This window comes from Janthinobacterium sp. 13, assembly GCF_002749695.1.
Lineage (GTDB): Bacteria > Pseudomonadota > Gammaproteobacteria > Burkholderiales > Burkholderiaceae_D > Janthinobacterium > Janthinobacterium kumbetense.
In genome coordinates this window covers 2801745-2820715 of the sequence record NZ_PEEQ01000001.1, presented here as the reverse complement: position 1 = coordinate 2820715, position 18971 = coordinate 2801745, and the positions used below count along the sequence as shown (strand labels likewise).

Here is an 18971-nt window from a genome sequence, read left to right as displayed (position 1 = left end):
AGGCTATCGTGCGCGCTGCGTGTTGCCGAAGCGGTATGCCGGCGTTGGCGAGATAGTTGTCAAAGTGAGTACCCGCTGTCGCTTGTGGCCCTTGTTTGTCTGCCATCACGGATGCCGTGCCGGGGAGATGGTAAACGTGGTCGCATTTAAAACGTTGCTTTTTAAATAGTCAATATGTTGTTGTTTTTCTACCGTGTCTGCGCACGCGAATGCGCGGTCTGTTTGGCGCTCTGGGCTATAATTGACGGTCAGAGTTGGTTTCTTTTGCCATACAGACAGGTAGTTAACATGAATCTCAAGAGCCTCGCAATTGCCCTCGGCATGTCGAAAACGACAGTCAGCAGGGCGTTGAACGGCTATCCGGAAGTCAATTCCCGCACCCGTGAAATCGTCCTGGCCGCCGCCAAGAAAGTCGGCTACCGGCCCAACCCGCTGGCGCGCAGCCTGGCCGTCGGCCGCACCAATGTGCTGGGCATGATCTATCCGCTGCTGCCCAGCGACCTGGGCGACAGCGTCTTTCTTTCCGTGGTGAATGGCATGTCGGATGCCGTCGAAGCGTCGAAGATGAGTTTGATCATCGCCCCCGTGTCGCCGCAGAATGAACAGCCCTCGTATGAAACCATGGTGCGCGGGCGCCAGGTCGATGGCCTCGTGGTGGGCCGCACCAAGGTGGTCGACGAGCGCATCGCGTATTTGACGAAAGTGGGTTTTCCCTTTGTCGCGAATGGCCGCACGCGCATCGACGCGCCGTATGCATATTTCGATTACGACAACGACACGGGCATCGACCTGGCCGTGTCGTTCCTGGCGGCGCACGGCCACCAGCGCATCGCCCTGCTGAGCGCGCCGCTGGAGCTGCATTTTGCTTATGAGCGCAAGGAAAGCTTTATCCGCTGCATGGCGCAAGCGGGCTTGCCGGTCGATCCCCACTATTTGCTCGACAATACTTTCGACCGCCGCAGCGGTTACCAGGCCATGCAGCAATTGCTGGCTTGCTCGCCTCGTCCCACGGCCGTCATCGTCGACAATCACTTGTCCGGCGTGGGCGTGGTGCGCGCGCTGATGGATGCGGGCATCGAGATTGGCAAGGAGATCTCCGTCATCGTCTGGGGCAATGTGGAAGACACCTTGATCGGCATCAACGTCACCACCATCGACCAGCCCGACCTGCGCCGCGCCGGCGCGAAGATGGTGGAAATGCTGCAATCCCTGCTGGCCGGCACGCCGCCGGAACGGCTGCAGGAAATCTGGCAACCGGTGCTGTTGCCGGGGGCGACGGTGGGGCGCTGCCCTGAATGAAAAAAAACGCAGAGCCGAGGCTCTGCGTTTTCATTTCAAGCCCCGCTGACCGGCTTACGCCGCGTGCTTGCTGCCGTCCGCCAGCTTGGCCAGCAATCTCGCCTTGTCCTGGCGATACGTGGCGACGGCCGCTTCCTTGACGTGGCCGAAGCCGCGGATTTTTTCGGGCAGGGTCGCCAGTTCCACGCAAGTGGCCAGGTTGTCCGCCGTCAAGTTGACCAGCATGCCGGCCAGCAATTCGCGGTATTCGACGATCAGCGCGCGTTCCATCTTGCGCTCGGCCGTATAACCGAAGACGTCGAAGGTGCCGCCTCTGAGCCCCTTGGCTTTCGCCAGCAGCTTGAAGGCGCGCCACATCCAGGAGCCGAACTCCGCTTTCACCAGGTGGCCCTTGGCATCCTTTTTCGCAAACAGCGGCGGCGCCAGGTTGAATTTCACGGAGAAATTGCCTTCGAATTGCTGCTGCAATTGCTCCACGAAACGGCCATCCGTGTACAAACGCGCCACTTCGTATTCATCCTTGTAGGCCAGCAACTTGAAATAGCTCTTGGCGACAGCCGTCGACAACTTTTGGCCCAGTCCCAAGGTGTTTTCGCGGTCGCGCACCTGTTTGACCAGGGTCAAATAACCGTCCGCATACGCGGCGTTCTGGTAGGCCGTGAGGAACTCCACGCGTTTTTTGATGACGCTATCGAGGCTTTGCGGCATTTGCACGATGATCGCTTGTGACGGTGTGGCGATTTGCGTCACACGGCGTACGTCGACGGCGGCGCGGCGGCCCCACAGGAAGCTTTTCTTGTTCGACTCGATGCCGACGCCATTGAGTTCGATGGCGCGCAGCAAGGCCGCTTCCGTCAGCGGGATGCGGCCTTTTTGCCACGCGTAGCCGAGCATGAACAGGTTGGCGGCAATCGAATCGCCCATCAGCGCCGTGGCCAGTTTTGTGGCGTCGATGAAGTCGGCTGCGTCTGCGCCGCCCACGGATTCCTCGATCAGCTGGCGCACTTCCGCCGTCGGATATTGCCAGTCGGCATTTTGCGCAAACGTGCCCGGCGGCTGCTCATGCAGGTTGACGACGGCCAGGCTGCGGCCAGGACGCATTTTCGACACGGCATCCTGCGCGCCGGCCGTCAGCATGTCGCAGCCCAGGATCAGGTCCGCTTCGCCCGTGGCGATGCGCTGGGCGCGGATGTGCGCGGGGGAGCGGGCGATTTTCACGTGCGAGGTGACGGAACCGTTCTTTTGCGACATGCCCGTCATGTCCAGCACGGATGCGCCCTTGCCTTCCAGGTGGGCCGCCATGCCCATCAGCGCGCCCACGGTGATGACGCCCGTGCCGCCGATGCCGTTGATCAGGATATTGTACGGCGCGTCGCAGCCGGGCAGGACCGGTTCCGGCAGGGGGCCGAAGTTGTCCGTCTCGCCCGCTTTACTCGCGCCCGTCTTGGTTTTCTTCAGGTTGCCGCCCTCGACGGTGACGAAGCTGGGGCAAAAACCCTTGGCGCACGAGTAATCCTTGTTGCAAGAGGATTGGTCGATGGTGCGCTTGCGGCCAAATTCCGTCTCTTTCGGCAAGATCGACACGCAGTTCGATTGCACGCCGCAATCGCCGCAGCCTTCGCAGACGGCGTCGTTGATGACCATGCGCTTAGGCAAATCCGGATATTCGCCTTTCTTGCGGCGCCGGCGCTTCTCGGCCGCGCAAGTCTGGTCGTAGATCAGCACGGACACGCCTGGTACTTCGCGCAATTCGCGCTGCACGGCATCCATGTCCTTGCGGTCGTGCAAGGTCAGGTGGGCGGGCAGGTTGCTGCGGTCGCTGTAGCGCGATAAATCTTCCGTGACCAGGGCGATGCGGGCGATGCCTTCGGCCGCCACTTGCTGCGCCATCATCGGTACGGTAATCAAGCCGTCCACGGGTTGGCCGCCCGTCATGGCGACGGCGTCGTTGTAGAGAATCTTGTAGGTGATGTTCACCTTGGCGGCCTGCGCGGCGCGGATGGCCAGGTAGCCGGAGTGGAAATACGTGCCGTCGCCCAAGTTCTGGAACACGTGCGGCAATTCGGAAAACGCGGCTTGGCCGATCCACGGCGCGCCTTCGCCGCCCATGTGCGTGGTCAGCTTGTTCATTTCCGGGTAGATCGACGTGGCCATCACGTGGCAGCCGATGCCGGCCAGCGCCAGGCTGCCGTCCGGCACCTTGGTCGACGTGTTATGCGGGCAGCCGGAGCAGTAGAAGGCGGGGCGGAACGGCGTATTCACGGCCTTTTTCAAGACCGCGTCCTTGGCGTCGAGGAAACTCAGTCGTGCCTTGATCAAGTCGCAGGTGACGGGGTCGGAAATCAGGCGCGCGATGCGGCTGGCGATGACTCTTGCCACTTGCGAGACGGAAAAGTCGGCCTTGGACGTGAGCAGCCATTCGCCGCGCGGCGCCACCCATTCACCCTTTTCGTCGAACTTGCCGATGACACGCGGGCGCACGTCGTCGCGCCAGTTGTAGAGTTGCTCTTTCAACTGGTATTCGACGATCTGCCGCTTCTCTTCTACCACGAGAATTTCATCGAGACCTTGCGCAAACTCACGCACGCTGTCCGGCTCCAGCGGCCACGGCATGGCCACCTTGAACAATCGCATGCCCACGTCGGCCGCCATTTGCTCGTCGATGCCCAGCTCTTCCAGCGCTTCGAGCACGTCCAGGTAGGATTTGCCGGAGGCGATGATGCCCAGCTTGGCGTTCGGGCTGTCGATGGTGGTGTGGTTGAGCTTGTTTTCGCGCGCGTAGGCGAGGGCCGCATAGATCTTGTAGTCCTGCATCAGCGCTTCCTGGTTGCGCGCCTGCTGGCCCAGCGGGATGCTCGACAGGCGCGCGTTCAGGCCGCCTTCGGGCATGACGAAGTCCTGCGGAATCTTGACTTCCACGCGGAACGGGTCGGCATCGATGGAGGCCGACGATTCGACCGTGTCGGCCAGCGCCTTGAAGGCCACCGTGCAGCCGGAAAAACGCGACATGGCCCAGCCGTGGATGCCCAGGTCCAGGTATTCCTGCACGTTGCACGGATACAGGACGGGGATCATCGAGGCGGAGAACAAATGGTCGGACTGGTGCGGCAGGGTCGATGAATACGCGCCATGGTCGTCGCCGGCCACCAGCAGCACGCCGCCCAGTTTTGACGTTCCCGCATGGTTCATGTGCTTGAAGACATCGCCGCAGCGGTCCACGCCCGGGCCCTTGCCGTACCACATGGCGAATACGCCGTCGTACTTGGCCGGGCCGATCAGGTCGACTTGCTGCGAACCCCAGACGGCCGTGGCGGCCAAGTCTTCGTTGACGCCGGGCACGAACTGCACGTGGTGCGCTTCCAGCTGTTTCTTGGCTTTCCACAGGTTTTCATCGAGGCCGCCCAGGGGCGAGCCGCGGTAGCCGGAGATGAAGCCGGCCGTGTTGAGGCCAGCGGCCTGGTCGCGCAAGCGCTGCATCATGGGCAGGCGCACGAGGGCCTGGATGCCGGACAGGAAGATGGCGCCGGAAGTGGCCGTGTATTTGTCGTCGAGGCTGACGGTGGTCAAACGGGAAGTGTCGGGGGGCGTAGATGGCGCGGCACCGGCGTTTCTAGCGAACGCTGCGGAGCCGTTTTCCGTGGTCACGGACATGGCTGTCTCCAAAAGGGTGTTTCAGATAGCGGCTGTACAAGGGACGCGCCCGGTAAGGCGCGCACTGTGCAGACGGGATGGCCGCGTGTGGGCGGCACATAACTATTTTAAATTTAAAATAGTTAATGTGGTCAGTGTAGAACGAGTCAGGAAAGGGGGCAAATACGCTTTGCCGATGGGGGTATAAGAAATACTTATGCCATGGGCGCGAGCACATGCGCGCCCACCCAGCGCCCGCTGCCGCACAGTTCGGCGGCCACTTGCAGCACGAGGTTTTTCACGGCGTTGCCCGCATTGGTGAGGGGAATGTTTTTCGAGGCGCACAGGGCCACCGTGCGCGACAGGACGGGGCTGTGGATGGCGTAGCTGCGCATGGCGCCGCTGTTCAGTTCGGCCAGCAGGGGAGCGGCCGGCAGGATGGTGGCGCCCATGCCGGCCAGGATGGCCGATTTCAGGATGGCGATCGAGTTGATCTCGATCACGTTCGCCGTTTCCAGGCCCAGCTCGCGCGCGCGGCTGTCGATGCGCGGGCGCACGCCATGCTGCAGGCCCGGCAGGATCAGGGTGGCGCTCAAAGCTTGCTGGAACGACACGGCATGGCCGGCGGGCGCGAACGGCGAATCGTTGCGGCAGATAAAACGCATCTCCTCTTCCACCAGCGGGCTGCAGGCAAAGGGCGTGAGCTGGCCATCGTCGAACAGCACGGCCAGGTTGATGCGGCCCGATTTGAGCTGTTCATTGAGGTTGCCCGTGATTTCTTCCGTCAGCTGCAGGGTGATTTCGGGATAGCGTTCGCGCGCGGCCAGCAGCAGGGGCAGGGCCAGGGCGCCGGATATGCTGTGCGGCAAGCCCAGGGTGACATTGCCGGACGGCCGCGTGGCGCTTTGCGTGACGGCCGAGCGGGCGTCGGCCACCTGTTTCAGGATCGCCTGCGCATGCTCGTAAAACACCTTGCCCGCATCCGTGCTGAGCACGCCCTGCGCCGAGCGGTGCAGCAGCTGCACGCCCAGTTCCTCTTCCAGCTGGCGCAGCTGCTGCGTCAGGGCCGGCTGCGCCACGTGCAGGATCAGGGCTGCGCGCGACAGCGAGCCGTGGTCGACGATGGCAACAAAGTAGCGTAATTGGCGCAGTTCCATGGGTCCCAGAAGCGGTGCGTTGAGCGGAAAAAACCGGGTGTTGCGCCACGGCGCCGAACGCGGCCAGCAGAATAACAATTTTGTTATACTCATTCTAGCGCCTTCGGTGCTCCAGCCGTGTATTTGTGGGATGACAGCATGCTCAAGAAAGTTGATTCGTCTCAATTAAAAGTGGGCATGTACATCCATGACCTCAGTTGCGACTGGATGACGCATCCATTCGTGCGCAACCGTTTCCTGTTGCGCAGCGACGATGAAATCCGCAAGATCATGCAGGCCGGCATCCACGACGTGGTAATCGACAGCGGCAAGGGCCTCGACGTGCAGGACGCGCCCACCGTGGCGCAGGCGCGCGCCGAGACGGAGCGCGAACTGGTGCAGATCGCCGCGCCGCTGCAAGTGGTCACGCGCGTGTCGCTGGGCATGGAACTGGCGCGCGCCACGCAAGTGCGGCGGCAGGCGACCAGCCTGGTGCGCACGGTGATGGCCGATGTGCGCCTGGGCAAGGCGGTCGAGCTCGACCGCGTGCAGCACACGGTGCAAGACATCACCGAATCGATCCTGCGCAATCCCGGCGCCCTCGTCGGCTTGTTGCGCATCAAGACCAAGGATGATTACACCTTTTTGCATTCCGTCAGCGTGTGCGCGCTGCTGGTGGCGTTTTGCCGCTCGCGCGGCATCGATGCCACGACCACGCACCAGGCGGGCCTCGGCGGCTTGCTGCACGACACGGGCAAGGCGCTGGTGCCCGACAGCGTGCTGAACAAGCCCGGTCCGTTGACGCCGGAAGAATTTACCCTGATCAAGCGCCATCCGCGCGACGGCTACGACATCCTGCGCCAGTCGCCCGAGGTGGGCGCGATACCGCTCGATATCGCCCTGCACCACCATGAACGGCGCGACGGCAGCGGCTATCCTGACCAGCTGGCCGGCGACGCCATCAGCGAACTGGCACAGATGGCCGCCATCGTCGACGTGTATGACGCGCTGACGTCGGACCGCAGCTATCACAAGGGCATTCCCGCGGCCGAAGCCTTGCGCAAGATCTACGAGTGGAGCAAATTCCACTTCAATCCCGTGTTCGCGCAGGATTTCATGCGTTGCGTGGGTATCTATCCGGTAGGCACCATGGTGATGCTGGAATCGGGCCGCCTGGCCGTCGTCATCGAGGCGCACGAAAGCAATCTGCTGGCGCCGAAGGTGAATGTGTTTTTCAGTACGAAGAGCAAGACCTACATCAAGCCGGAAACGGTCGACCTGTCGCGCGGCTTCGGCTTCGGCGGCGCCGACAAGATCGTCGGCCATGAGTCGGCCGCCAAGTGGCAGGTCGATCCCATGCGCTTTCTTTCCCTCGCGGATGCCTAGAAGAATTCCGCCGTATCGTTCGAGGTGATCGTCGTCAGCAAGCCTTTTGCGACGAGCTCGTCATAGTGGCACGCCAGGTTGCGGCCATGGCTTTTCGCGTAATACAGGGCCTGGTCGGCGCGGCCGAGGATGATGACGGGCGCCTCGTAGGCGTTGATGCTGACGAAACCCACGCTGACGGTCACCCTGCCCACTTGCGGGAAGTCGTGCGCCTCGACATTGGTGCGGAAGCGGTCGATGATTTTCTGCGCATTTTCCAGGGTGATCGAGCGCAGCAGCACGACGAATTCCTCGCCGCCGAAGCGGAAGATGCGGTCTTGCGAGCGGAACGACGATTGCAGCTGGTTGGCGATCAGGATCAGCACTTCATCGCCATACAGGTGGCCAAATTTATCGTTGACCAGTTTGAAATGATCGACGTCGATCACGGCCAGCCATTGCCGTTCCGTGTCCGTATGGTGGCGCCGTTCTTCATCCACGGGACGCGGCTTTTCCGCTTCCGGTTCGCCGCGGCTTTGCAGGATTTTTGCCAGCTGGTCGTCGAAGGTCTTGCGATTCAACAAACCGGTGAGCGAATCGCGTTCGCTGTAGTCGAGCAGGTTCTGGAAATTGCGGTATACGCTGACGATGCCGCCGATCACCTGGATGGTGGCGCCCGTGTAGGGCGTGGGATTGGTGATTTCCAGGCAGGTGGTGACCTGGTCGCCGATCCAGATGGGCAGCCACAGCAGGTGGCGGCCGTCGGCGCACAGGGTGTCGGCGCTCGCTTCATGGCGCTTGATGCAGGCGGCCAGGGCCGGGTAGTCCGACAGCGGTTCGCCCGGCAGGGTAGGATCGGTATGCTCTTCCATGCGGGCCACGCTGCCCGCCACGATGATGGCCCGCGACCGCACGAACACCTGGCCCCGCACGGTGGTCAGGGCCAGCACACGGGTCTGCGATGCGGCAGCGAGTTCCTGGACCGCCGAGATCACGGAGATGTCGAGCATCGTGTGGTCGCGGTGCCCGGTCATGTCCACCATGTGTTTCAGTAGGGAATCCATTGTCGATCTCTGGAAAGTAGTCACACAAGTGTCGTCATACCAGCATTGCATCAAGCAAGAGCATGTTCGCGTCCGTCTACAAGAAGCCAAGATTTATTTGGTGGCATGACGCTCTGTACCGCCGGGCGAGAGGCCTTTCCAAAGAAGAGCTAAGCAGGATAATGTCTTTTTGCCTAATAGGCAATTAACGTATGCAATATTTCATGTAAATACATGAGATTCATGCACTGCATTGCAAAAAACTTGCCCTGACGAAGGCTTTCAATCCAGATCGCAACATTTGTTTGCGTCAGCCGACATGTCGACAGGGTTTGATAATTTCCATATGGAAACTTGTGGCGCGTCAATTTGCCAAAACGTGGACGCTTTATAGTCAATGCAATGGCGCAGAAATTTACGGCAGGAAACATATTAGCAGGAATGGGCAATGTTTCACACCCGATTGCGCCAGGGACTTGTGATTCACTTTTGGGAGCTTGTCATGCATACCTTCCTGTCGGCAGTACAGCAGTTTGTCAAGGATGAGGATGGCATTACGGCAATCGAATACGGCTTGATTGCGGCCTTGATGGCTACCGCCATCACGGCCGGTTTCTTGCTGATCAAGACCAACTTGCTGGCCGTCCTCACCGACATTTCGTCGAACCTGGTGTTGACGCCCTAAGCGGGTGCCCGCCGCTGGCCGGCCAGTGGCGGGTTTTTTTTCGGGAGGTGTGCCATGCCTGCAACCGCCTTGTGCGATTTGCTGTTGCTGTGCTTCGTGACGGGGGCCGCCGTCAGTGATTTGATCCGCCGCAAGATACCGAATGGTGTGGTGTTGTCCGGCATCCTCGCCGCCCTGGCCCTGCACCTGTGGCTGTGGCCGCACAGCGTACTGCCCGTGTGGCTGGGCGGCATGGCGACGGGTTTTTTCCTCTTTTTACCCTTGTATGTGCTGCGCGGCATGGCCGCCGGCGACGTCAAGCTGATCGCCATGGCGGGCGCCTTTGCCGGTCCCTGGCCCGTGCTGCAGATCTGTTTCGCCACGTTCGTCCTGGGCGGCGTGATGGCCGTGCTGATGATCACCTGGCAGGGCAAGTGGCGCGCCTGCCTGGGCAATCTGCGCCAGCTGCTGTGGCCGATGATCGCGCGCATGGCCGGCATTCCCCTGGCGCCAACTGCACTCGGCAGCCAGGCCAGCGTGGGCAACATGCCGTACGGCCTGGCCATTGCCCTGGGCTGCCTGACGGTGCAGGGGCGTCATTATTTCTGATTGGTATTCATTGCTCTTGATCAATGGGCGCCAGTCTCCGCTCGCTAGAATGAATTCTGTTGAATGCCCTCTTAACCGGCTTGGAGACGCAGCATGACCGAGGTCGACTATTCCCTGAGCACCGAGAGTGCGCCGCGCCCTGCCGACGCGAACCTGATGCCGCCCCTGCCGCCGCAACCGAAGAGCTTGCGTGAAACGGGACTCGAGCGGCCGCTGGTGGTCGAGCTGATCGCCAAGCTGATGTTTGTGGGCGGCAAGACGCACCTGTCCGCGCTGACGACGCGCTTGCGCCTGTCGATCAATGTCTTGCGCGAAGTGCTCGATTTCATGGTGACGGAGCAGATGGCCGAGGTGGCCTGGCGCGGCGAATCCGATATCGACGTGCAGTACCAGCTGACGGGCGCCGGCAAGCAGCGCGCCAGCGCCTTCCTCGAGCGCTGCGCGTATATCGGCGCCGCTCCCGTCACCCTGGAAGCGTACCGCGCCATGGTGGCGCGCCAGTCGTGGCTGGCGCAGGAACAGCGCGTCGGCAGCGACGACCTGGCCGCCGTGCTGGGGGGCGCCCATGCGGGGCCGGGCATGCTCGACGTGGTCGGCGCAGCCCTGCATTCGGGACGCTCGCTGCTGCTGTACGGTCCGCCCGGCAGCGGCAAGTCGACCCTGGCGCTGCAGCTGGGACAATTGCTGCACGGGCTGGTCGCCGTGCCGTACGCCATCGTCGTTGGCCAGGACATCATCCAGTTGTATGACCCGGCCCAGCACCTGCCGCCCGCGCCGCAGCACGTCAGCCATGCGCGCCAGGCGCTGGAGCGGCGCAGCACGGACATCCGCTGGGTGCTGTGCCAGCGTCCCGTGATCCACGTGGGCGCCGAGCTCGACGCCGGCATGCTGGAGCTGCGCCATGACGCCAGCGGCGGCTGCTACCAGGCACCGCCCCATGTGCGCGCCAACAATGGCATGCTGATCATCGACGACCTGGGCCGCCAGCGCCTGGGGGCGCAAGAACTGTTGACGCGGCTGATGCAGCCGCTGGCGCGCGGCAGCGACCAGCTGGGCTTGCCCGGCGGCGTGCAGATCAGCGTGCCGTTCGACAATGCCCTCGTGCTGGCCACGAACGTGCCGCCGGACGAGCTGTTTGACGCCGCCTTGCTGCGCCGCATCGGCTACAAGGTACAGGTGGGGCCGCTGACCGAGAGCGCCTATCGCGCCCTGTTCCGCCAGCAATGCCGGCTGGCCGGCATGGCCATCGATGAGCAAGCCCTGAACCATCTGCTGCAACTGCATGGCGCGCAGGGACGGCCCTTGCTGGCCAGCTATCCGCAGGAATTGCTGGCGCGCATAGGCGACTTCGCCGGCTTTGCCGGCAGCGAGGCGCGCCTGACGGTGGTCGCCCTGGAACAGGCCTGGGGCAGCCTGTTCGCCAGCTGCGACATGCCGGCCGCCAGCCTGTGCGAGCGTATCGCATGAAGAACCGGCGCGCCCTCCTGATGATGGGCCTGGCGGTCGTGCTGGGCTTGCTGGCCGTGCTGCTGGCCTCGCACTGGCTGCTGCGCCAGACGCCGGCCGGCAAGGGCAAGATCGTCGTGGCCGCCAGCGATGTCAACCTGGGCCAGCGCCTGACGCCCGAGATGCTGCGCCTGGCCGAATGGCCGGCGGAAAGCTTGCCGCAGGGTGCGCTGCAAGACCCGGCCACACTGGCGGGACGGGTGCTGAAAACCAGCGTGCTGCGCGGCGAGCCGTTGAGCGAAGCCAAGCTGGCGCCGGCCGGCACCCTGGGCGGCCTGTCGGCCCTGATCACGGAAGGGCGGCGCGCCATCACCGTGCGCGTCAACGATGTGATCGGCGTGGCCGGCTTCGCCTTGCCGGGCAACTATGTCGACATCATCGTGAGCACCCAGCAGGATGCCGGCGACCGCGCGTTTCCGCAAAGCCGCAACATTTCCAAGATCGTCCTCGAACGCATCCTCGTGCTGGCCGTGGCGCAGGAAGTGGGGCGCGACGAGACCAAGCCGCGCGTGGTCAATGCGGTGACCCTGGAAGTGACGCCGGAACAGGCGGAAAACCTGGACCTGGCGCGCAGCGTGGGCAGCCTGTCGCTGGTGCTGCGCAACCAGGTCGACCCGCAGCCGGGCGTGACGGCGGGCGCCACCAAGCTGACCCTGCTGGGCGGACCGCACGAAGCCGAACCGGCCCCTCCTGCCGCCGCGCCCGTGCTGGCCGCCGCGCCGCGTCCCGTGCGCGTGGCGAAGGCGCCGCCGGCGCCGCAGCGCCTGTGCAGCGGCGTCATCGACGGGACGCGCCAGTCGCGCGAATGTTTTTAGCCTTTTGGCCCTTGCCTTGCTCAACCATGGACACGCTCATGAACCGCGCCCTGCTGATAATGTTCTGCCTGCTGTCGCCGTTTGCCGGCGCGGCGGCCGATCCTGGCCCGCGCTGCGGCGGTGAAGCGGCCTCGCCCGGCCACTTGCAGCTGCAGGTGGGCAAGTCGAGCATGCTGCGCCTGCCCGAGGCGGTACAGCAGCGCAGCGTCGGCAACCCGGCCGTGGTGCAAGCCATGCTGGTCGCGCCCGACACCTTGTACGTGGTCGGCGTCGACGTGGGCAGCACGAATATGATCATCCAGGGCCGCAGCGGCGTGTGCAGCGTGGTGAACGTCAGCGTCAGCATGGACCCGGCCGGCCTGCAAACGACCCTGGCGGCGCTGATGCCGGAAGAAAAAGCCATCCGCGTCACGGCCGTGGCCGATACCCTGGTGCTGTCGGGCACGGTGCAAGATGCGGGCGCCGTACTGCGCGCCGTCGAGCTGGCGCACGCCTACGTGCGCCGCGCCACGGTCGCGCTGGCGCTGCCCAAGCCGGCCGATGGGGCCGCCATGCCGCCCGCCGCCACGGCGCCCGGCAGCGGCGCGGGCGGCGCAAACAGCCGCATCATCAACATGCTCGACGTCAGCGCGCCGCAGCAGGTGATGCTGGCCGTGCAGATTGCCGAAGTGTCGAAGTCCCTGCTGGAACGGCTGGAAGTGGGCGCCACCCTGCGCCTCGCGTCCGGCAGCTGGGCCACCACCTTGCTGTCGAACTTCCTCAGCGGCACGGCGAATGGCTTGCTCGACGTGCGCAAGTCGAATGGCCGCCAGCAGCTGACCATCGAGGCGCAGAAACAGGATGGCCTGGTGCGCATCCTGGCCGAACCGACGGTGATGGCGATCAGCGGGCAGGAAGGCAGTTTTCTGGCCGGCGGCAAGATCTTCATTCCCGTCGGCCAGGACAACAACAAGATCACGCTGGAAGAGCGCGAATACGGCGTCGGCCTGCGCTTCACGCCCACCGTGCTGTCGGGCGGGCGCATCAATTTGAAGGTGGCGCCGGAAGTGTCGGAACTGTCGCGCGAGGGCGTGGGCATTTCCGCCGCCGGCGTCAGCGGGCGTTCGATCTTGCCCGTCATCACCACGCGGCGCGCCTCGACCACGGTGCAGCTGTACGACGGCCAGAGCTACGCCATCGGCGGCTTGATCAAGAATAACCAGGTGAGCAACATCACGGGCGTGCCCTGGCTCAGCGAAGTGCCCATCCTCGGTGCGCTGTTTCGCAGCACGGATTTCCAGCACGACCGCACGGAATTGCTGTTCGTCATTACCGCGCACCTGGTCAAACCCTTGCCGGCCGATGCCGTGCTGCCGACGGCGCAGCTGGCGCCGCCTTCGCGCATGGACTTGATGTTGGGAGGCAAGATGGAAGGTGCGCCGCCATCCGTGCCGCCGCCGCGCGCGGCCAACGGTTTCGAGTTGAAATGAGACGGGGAGATACGCCATGCCGAACTCGCTCTTGACGTCGCTGCGGCGCTGCGCCGCCCTGGTCCTGGCCTTGCAACTGGCCGCCTGCGCGCACGGCAGCACGCCGCAGCTGGACCGGCGCTTCGGCGACGCCGTGCGCCTGTCCATGGCGCAGCAGGTGCGCGATCCGGCCGGCGCGGGCAATCGCCGGCCGGCCGATGGCCTCGACGGACCCAGCGCGCACGCCGTCATGCAGCGCTACCGCGCCTCGTTCGCCGAACCGAATGCCCAGGCGCCGCAGCCGGTGCAATTCATGCTGGGAGGCGGCAGTGGCAAATAGACGCCAGCACCAGCGCGGGGCGATGCTGATCGCCTTTTCCATCCTGCTCATCGTGGTGCTGGGCTTTATCGGCCTGGCGCTCGATGTGGGGCAAGTCATCGGCCGCAAGACGGAACTGCAGAACCTGGCCGACAATGCGGCGATGGCGGCCGCCGCGGAACTGGTGGGCACGCCCGAGGGCTTGCTCGTCGCCGTGGAAAAAGCCAAGGGCAGTGCGGCCGACCGCAGCGCATGGCGCCGCCGCATGCAGGGCGCGACTTTGTCGGACGCCAGCATCCGCTTCGCCAGCGCGCCCGACGCGCCTGCCAGCGGCTGGCATGCGGCTGGCGCCGTGCCCGACGCCGCCACGGCGCTGTTCGTGCGCGTCGATACGCAGGCCAATACCCCCTCGCTGGGACGGGTGGCGACGGCATTTCTCGGTGCCTGGTCGCCGGCGCTGCGCACCCTGGACACGGGCGCGCGCGCCGTGGCGGGGCGCACCAGCTTGCGCCTGATGCCGCTGGCCATCTGCGCGCTGTCGGCCAGCGCGGCCAGTCCGCGCACGAATGCGGCGCTGCTGCCGGCCGTCGAGTTGCTGGAGTATGGCTTTCGCCGCGGCGTGGCGTATAACCTGTTAAAACTCAATCCGCACGGCCCCGCGGCTGAACACTTCGTGCTCAATCCGCTGGGCCAGCCGGGCGTGGTGGGGCCGTCGCAGCAGGTCGGCGAAGCGAGCGTGCTGCCGTTTGTCTGCAGCGGTACGGTGCTGTATCCGCGCATCGGCAGCGCCCAGGTGCATGTGCACAGGCCTTTTCCCGCCGCGCTGTGGACGGCCTTCAATGCGCGCTTCAACCAGCATGCGGGCAGCGGCTGCCATGCCGTCACGGCGCCGCCCGACACGAATATCCGCGCCTATCCGAATACGGCCCCGAGCTGGTGGATGATGAACACGCCCGACGCGCCGAGCGCCCTGAGCACGGGCAACCCGCTGCTGTCCGTGGCCGATCCGGAATCGAACGCGACGCCGCCCGCCGTCGGCAGTTATGGACCGCTGTGGTCGTTTTCCAGGGCGGCCAGGTACAGCAACCCGAAGCCGGCCGGCGGCTATCTGCCGTTTGCCACCAGCGACTGGCCCAGGCTGTATCCGGCCAGCCCGGCCGCGCCGGCCGCCAAGTCCGGCTACCCTGCCACGCCGCCCTACCAGACGCTGGGCTTCCAGACGGCGCCGACCGGCAACACGGGCGTGGCGCAGCGCCGGCTGCTGCATATTCCCCTGCTGGCTTGCCCCGTGCCGGCGGGCAGCGACGTGCTGGCGCGGGTGCGCGGCATCGGCCGCTTCTTCATGACGGCGCCGGCCAGCAATGGCGTATTGAGCGCCGAATTTGACGGGCTGGTGGACGAGGGCACGCTGGCCGGCCCCGCGGAGCTGCTGCAATGAGGCCGCTCCGCCGCGCCGCGCGCCGCCAGGGCGGCGTCGCCGCCATCGAGCTGGCGCTGATCCTGCTGTTTTTCATGGCGCTGCTGCCCTTCGTGCTGCTGTTCGGCCGCGCGCTGCTGGTGTACACGGCCCTGCAAAAAAGCGCGCACGATGCGGCGCGCTACATGGCGACCATGCCGCTGCCGCAGATGGGCAGCATCGGCACGGCGAACCAGGGCGCCGCCCTGGCCCGGCAGATGGTGGTCGAGGCGATGGCGGAAAGCTGGCCGGGCATGGAGGCCGCCAGGGTCAACGTGGACTGCGTGTATGCCGACGATTCCTATGGCTGCGGCAGCTACGCGACGGCGCCGCTGCAGGTGCGCATCAAGGTCACCGCCGACATGCCGGTCGATTTCCTGCCTGCGCTGACCCGCAAGTGGCTGCCGCAACTGGCGCCGATCCCGCTGCGCGCCAACGCGACATTGCGCTATGTCCATTAACCCGCACCTCCGCCGGCAGCGCCAGCGCGGCGTCTTCGCCGTCGAATTCGCCATGCTGGCGCTGCTGTTCTTCCTGTTCCTGTTCGCCATGCTGGAAGTGGCGCGCGCCGTGTACATGTGGAACATGGTGCATGAAATTACCCGGCGCGCGGCGCGCGCCGCCGCCGTCACCGATTTCAGCGATGCCGGCGCCTTGCAAGCCTTGCGCACGCACGCCGTGCTGCGCGCCACGCCGGGCACGCTGCCGCTGGGCGGCGGCCTCGGCGACGCGCATGTGCGCATCGACTATCTGTCGGAGAGCGCTGGCGGCGCCGCGCTGGCGGTACTGCCGGTGACGGTGCTGCCGGGTTGCCCGCAGCGCAACCGCATCAATTGCCTGGACGATCCGCACGGCGCCAGCTGCATCCGCTTCGTGCGCGCGCGCCTGTGCCAGCCCGGCGTCGGCGCGCGCTGCGAGCGCGTGCCGTACCGGCCCATCCTGCCGCTGCTGGGGATGATGTTTCCCTCCGGCGCAGGCGCCATACGTTTGCCCAGCGGGACCACCATGGCGGTGGCCGAGTCGCTGGGCTATGCGGACAATCCCGGCTTTTGTCCATGAGCGCCAGTGCGTCGGCGCAGCCGAATGTATTGCCTTGAATGAAGGAGGGGTGATGAAAGCCTTGATGATTACCCGCGACGCCGGCCTGCACGATGAAATCGCGGCGCAAGGCGCGGCCCGCATGCCCGTGCTGCGGCTGCTGGACCGGCGCAGCGGCTTGCGCGACGCCGTCGAGCGCATGCTGCCCGAAGCGCCCGAGCTGGTGATCGTCGACGCCAGCGGCATCGATGCCGACGAAGCCGACCTGCTCGAGCGCCTGGCGCGCCAGTATCCGCTGGCCGTGCTGATGCTGCTCACGCGCGGCCAGCAGCAGGATGTGCTGATTCGCGCCATGCGCGCCGGCATGCGCGAAGTGCTGCAGCTGCCGCTGGTGCACAAGGCCTTCCACGAAGCGATGGACCGGGTCGATATCCAGGCCGGCGTGACGCAGATGCGCGACGGCAAAGTGCTCGCCTTCATCTCGTGCAAGGGCGGCAGCGGCGCCACCTTCCTGTCGACGAATTTTTCCTACGCGCTGGCCAGCCTGGCCGGCTGCAAGGTGCTGCTGATCGACCTGCACGGCCAGTTCGGCGACGCCACCCTGTATGTCTCGGACCAGAAGCCGGCCATGACCCTGTCCGACATCTGCGCGCAGATCGCGCGCATGGACGGCGCCTTTCTCGCCTCGTGCCTGGTGCACATCACGCCGAACTTCGGCGTGCTGGCGGCGGCCGACGACCCGGCGCACAAGGTCGACATGCAGCCCGAGCACATGGACCGCATCCTGGCCGTGGCGCGCCAGCACTACGATTACATCGTGCTCGACGTGGGACGCCAGATCGATGCGCTGTCGCTGCGCGCGCTCGACAACGCCGACGCCATCTATCCGGTGCTGCAGCTGGCCTTGCCCGACATCCGCGACGGGCGCCGCCTGCTCGACATCTTCCGCTCGCTCGGCTATCCGGGCGAGCGCTTGCGCCTGATCGTCAACCGCTATGAAAAGGGTGGCCGCCTGCGCCTGGCGGACCTGGAGCAGGCGCTGGGCGCGGAAGTGGTGCACACGGTGCCCAACGATTACATCGCCGCCACCGATTCCGTCAACCAGGGCATTCCGCTGCTGCAGCTGTCGCGCACCAGCGCCGTGGCGCGCAGCCTGGCCGAACTGGTGGAACTGGTGACGGCGCGCCGCGTGACGGAAAGCCGCGGCCTGTTCGACCGCCTGTTCAGCCGCAGCGAGGCTTAGGACGGGGATGGATGTCAAGGCTCCCGCCGGGAGCCATCATGGGAGCCGAGATGACTTTACGCGAACGCCTGGCGGCGAATGAAACGGTGCGCCCCGCCACGAATGGACAAGGGGCGCTGGCGCTGCACGCCTACCAGGAACTGAAAAAGACCATGCACCAGACGATACTCGACCGTATCGACCTGGAGCGCCTGAAACGCCTGACGGCCGAGCAGTTCAAGCACGAGCTGGCGCTGCTGGTGCAGCGCGTGATCGAGGAAGAGCGCATCGTCCTGAACCAGCACGAGCGGCATAGCCTGGTGCTCGACATCCAGCACGAGATGCTGGGCTTCGGCCCGCTGGAACCGTTGCTGGCCGATGCCAGCGTCTCCGATATCCTCGTCAACACCTGCGACAAGGTGTATGTGGAGCGGGGCGGGCGGCTGCAGTTGACGGACGTGACCTTCCACGACAATGCGCACCTGATGAAGATCATCGAAAAAATCGTCTCGCGCGTGGGACGGCGGGTCGATGAATCGAGCCCGATGGTCGATGCGCGCCTGCCGGACGGCTCCAGGGTCAACGCCATCATTCCGCCGCTGGCCGTCGATGGCCCGATCCTGTCGATCCGGCGCTTTGCCGTGCAGCCTTTGAGCATCGCCAACCTGCTCGACTATAAAAGCCTGACGCCGCCCATGGTGCAGGTGCTGCAGGCGCTGGGGCAGGCCAAGGTCAACATCCTGATCTCGGGCGGCACGGGCAGCGGCAAGACGACCCTGCTCAACGTGCTGTCCGGCTTCATTCCCGGCAGCGAGCGCATCGTCACCATCGAGGATGCGGCCGAACTGGCGCTGCGCCAGCCGCACGTGGTGCGCCTGGAAACGCGCCCGCCGAATATCGAGGGCAAGGGAGAAGTGAGCCAGCGCGCGCTGGTGCGCAATGCGCTGCGCATGCGGCCCGACCGCATCATCCTGGGCGAGGTGCGCGGCGCCGAGGCGCTCGACATGCTGCAGGCGATGAATACGGGGCATGAAGGGTCGCTGGCGACCATCCACTCGAACACGGCGAGGGATGCGCTGGCGCGGCTGGAAAACATGGTCGGCATGGCCAGCGTGAACCTGACGCCGCGCGCCACGCGCCAGCAGATCTGTTCGGCCGTGACGGTGGTGATGCAGGTGTCGCGCCTGACGGACGGCGCGCGCAAGCTGGTCAGCCTGCAGGAAGTGACGGGCATGGAGGGCGACATCATCGCCATGCATGAAATCTTCCGCTTCGAGCAGACGGGTGTCGATGCCGCAGGCAAGGTGCTGGGCCACTTTTGCGCCACGGGCGTGCGGCCCCGTTTCACGGAACGCTTGCGCATGTTCGGCGCGCCCGTGCCGGACACGGTGTTCGACCCGGACCGCATCTACGAATAAAGG

16 protein-coding genes are annotated in these 18971 nt (G+C 64.9%); 13 read left to right on the top strand and 3 right to left on the bottom strand.

Annotated features, from left to right (window positions below):
- The first annotated feature begins 288 nt into the window (after positions 1-288).
- Complete coding sequence (locus CLU94_RS12435) at positions 289-1299, top strand: substrate-binding domain-containing protein (protein WP_077398629.1); 1011 nt, start codon at positions 289-291, stop codon at positions 1297-1299.
- A gap of 54 nt (positions 1300-1353) precedes the next feature.
- Here CLU94_RS12435 and CLU94_RS12430 read toward each other — a convergent pair whose 3' ends face one another.
- Positions 1354-4950 (bottom strand): indolepyruvate ferredoxin oxidoreductase family protein, encoded by a 3597-nt coding sequence (locus tag CLU94_RS12430; RefSeq protein ID WP_099665832.1) that lies wholly within the window; start codon positions 4948-4950, stop codon positions 1354-1356.
- A gap of 194 nt (positions 4951-5144) precedes the next feature.
- The gene (locus CLU94_RS12425; protein WP_099668286.1) at positions 5145-6086 is read right to left on the bottom strand and encodes a LysR substrate-binding domain-containing protein; all 942 of its coding nucleotides are present in this window, start codon (positions 6084-6086) and stop codon (positions 5145-5147) included.
- A 138-nt stretch (positions 6087-6224) separates the two neighbouring features.
- Between CLU94_RS12425 and CLU94_RS12420 the strand changes: the two genes are divergently transcribed.
- Positions 6225-7451: an HD-GYP domain-containing protein gene (locus tag CLU94_RS12420; RefSeq protein WP_099665831.1), complete on the top strand. Its 1227-nt coding sequence runs from the start codon at positions 6225-6227 to the stop codon at positions 7449-7451.
- On the opposite strand, the gene CLU94_RS12415 is transcribed toward CLU94_RS12420, so the two are convergent.
- Positions 7448-8494, bottom strand: coding sequence for a GGDEF domain-containing protein (locus tag CLU94_RS12415; RefSeq protein ID WP_099665830.1), 1047 nt, complete (start codon positions 8492-8494; stop codon positions 7448-7450). The genes CLU94_RS12420 and CLU94_RS12415 overlap by 4 nt on opposite strands.
- Positions 8495-8975: 481 nt before the next feature.
- Here CLU94_RS12415 and CLU94_RS12410 point away from each other — a divergent pair, with 481 nt between their 5' ends.
- The 11 genes from CLU94_RS12410 to CLU94_RS12365 all read left to right on the top strand — a co-directional run bounded on the left by CLU94_RS12410 (position 8976) and on the right by CLU94_RS12365 (position 18968).
- On the top strand, positions 8976-9158 hold the full coding sequence (locus CLU94_RS12410) for a Flp family type IVb pilin (protein WP_034752975.1): 183 nt from the start codon (positions 8976-8978) through the stop codon (positions 9156-9158).
- Positions 9159-9212: 54 nt separating this feature from the next.
- Positions 9213-9746 (top strand): A24 family peptidase, encoded by a 534-nt coding sequence (locus CLU94_RS12405; protein ID WP_099665829.1) that lies wholly within the window; start codon positions 9213-9215, stop codon positions 9744-9746.
- Between the two features lie 93 nt (positions 9747-9839).
- Complete coding sequence (locus tag CLU94_RS12400) at positions 9840-11213, top strand: ATP-binding protein (protein WP_099665828.1); 1374 nt, start codon at positions 9840-9842, stop codon at positions 11211-11213.
- Positions 11210-12067, top strand: a complete 858-nt coding sequence (gene cpaB / locus CLU94_RS12395; protein WP_099665827.1) for a Flp pilus assembly protein CpaB — start codon at positions 11210-11212, stop codon at positions 12065-12067. Before CLU94_RS12400 ends, cpaB begins: the two co-directional genes overlap by 4 nt.
- Before the next feature lie 38 nt (positions 12068-12105).
- Positions 12106-13536: a type II and III secretion system protein family protein gene (locus CLU94_RS12390; protein WP_099665826.1), complete on the top strand. Its 1431-nt coding sequence runs from the start codon at positions 12106-12108 to the stop codon at positions 13534-13536.
- A 16-nt stretch (positions 13537-13552) separates the two neighbouring features.
- On the top strand, positions 13553-13855 hold the full coding sequence (locus tag CLU94_RS28365; protein ID WP_180278649.1) for a hypothetical protein: 303 nt from the start codon (positions 13553-13555) through the stop codon (positions 13853-13855).
- On the top strand, positions 13845-15272 hold the full coding sequence (locus tag CLU94_RS12385) for a pilus assembly protein TadG-related protein (protein ID WP_180278648.1): 1428 nt from the start codon (positions 13845-13847) through the stop codon (positions 15270-15272). Before CLU94_RS28365 ends, CLU94_RS12385 begins: the two co-directional genes overlap by 11 nt.
- Entirely contained in the window at positions 15269-15751 is a 483-nt protein-coding gene (locus CLU94_RS12380) for a TadE/TadG family type IV pilus assembly protein (protein ID WP_099665824.1), read from the top strand. Before CLU94_RS12385 ends, CLU94_RS12380 begins: the two co-directional genes overlap by 4 nt.
- A complete protein-coding gene (locus tag CLU94_RS12375; RefSeq protein WP_099665823.1) occupies positions 15741-16349 on the top strand; it encodes a TadE/TadG family type IV pilus assembly protein in 609 nt (202 codons plus the stop codon). The genes CLU94_RS12380 and CLU94_RS12375 overlap by 11 nt, the downstream gene beginning before the upstream one ends.
- 52 nt (positions 16350-16401) lie before the next feature.
- Positions 16402-17571, top strand: a complete 1170-nt coding sequence (locus tag CLU94_RS12370; RefSeq protein WP_099665822.1) for an AAA family ATPase — start codon at positions 16402-16404, stop codon at positions 17569-17571.
- Positions 17572-17621: 50 nt separating this feature from the next.
- Positions 17622-18968, top strand: a complete 1347-nt coding sequence (locus CLU94_RS12365; RefSeq protein ID WP_099668285.1) for a CpaF family protein — start codon at positions 17622-17624, stop codon at positions 18966-18968.
- The last annotated feature ends 3 nt before the right edge of the window (positions 18969-18971 follow it).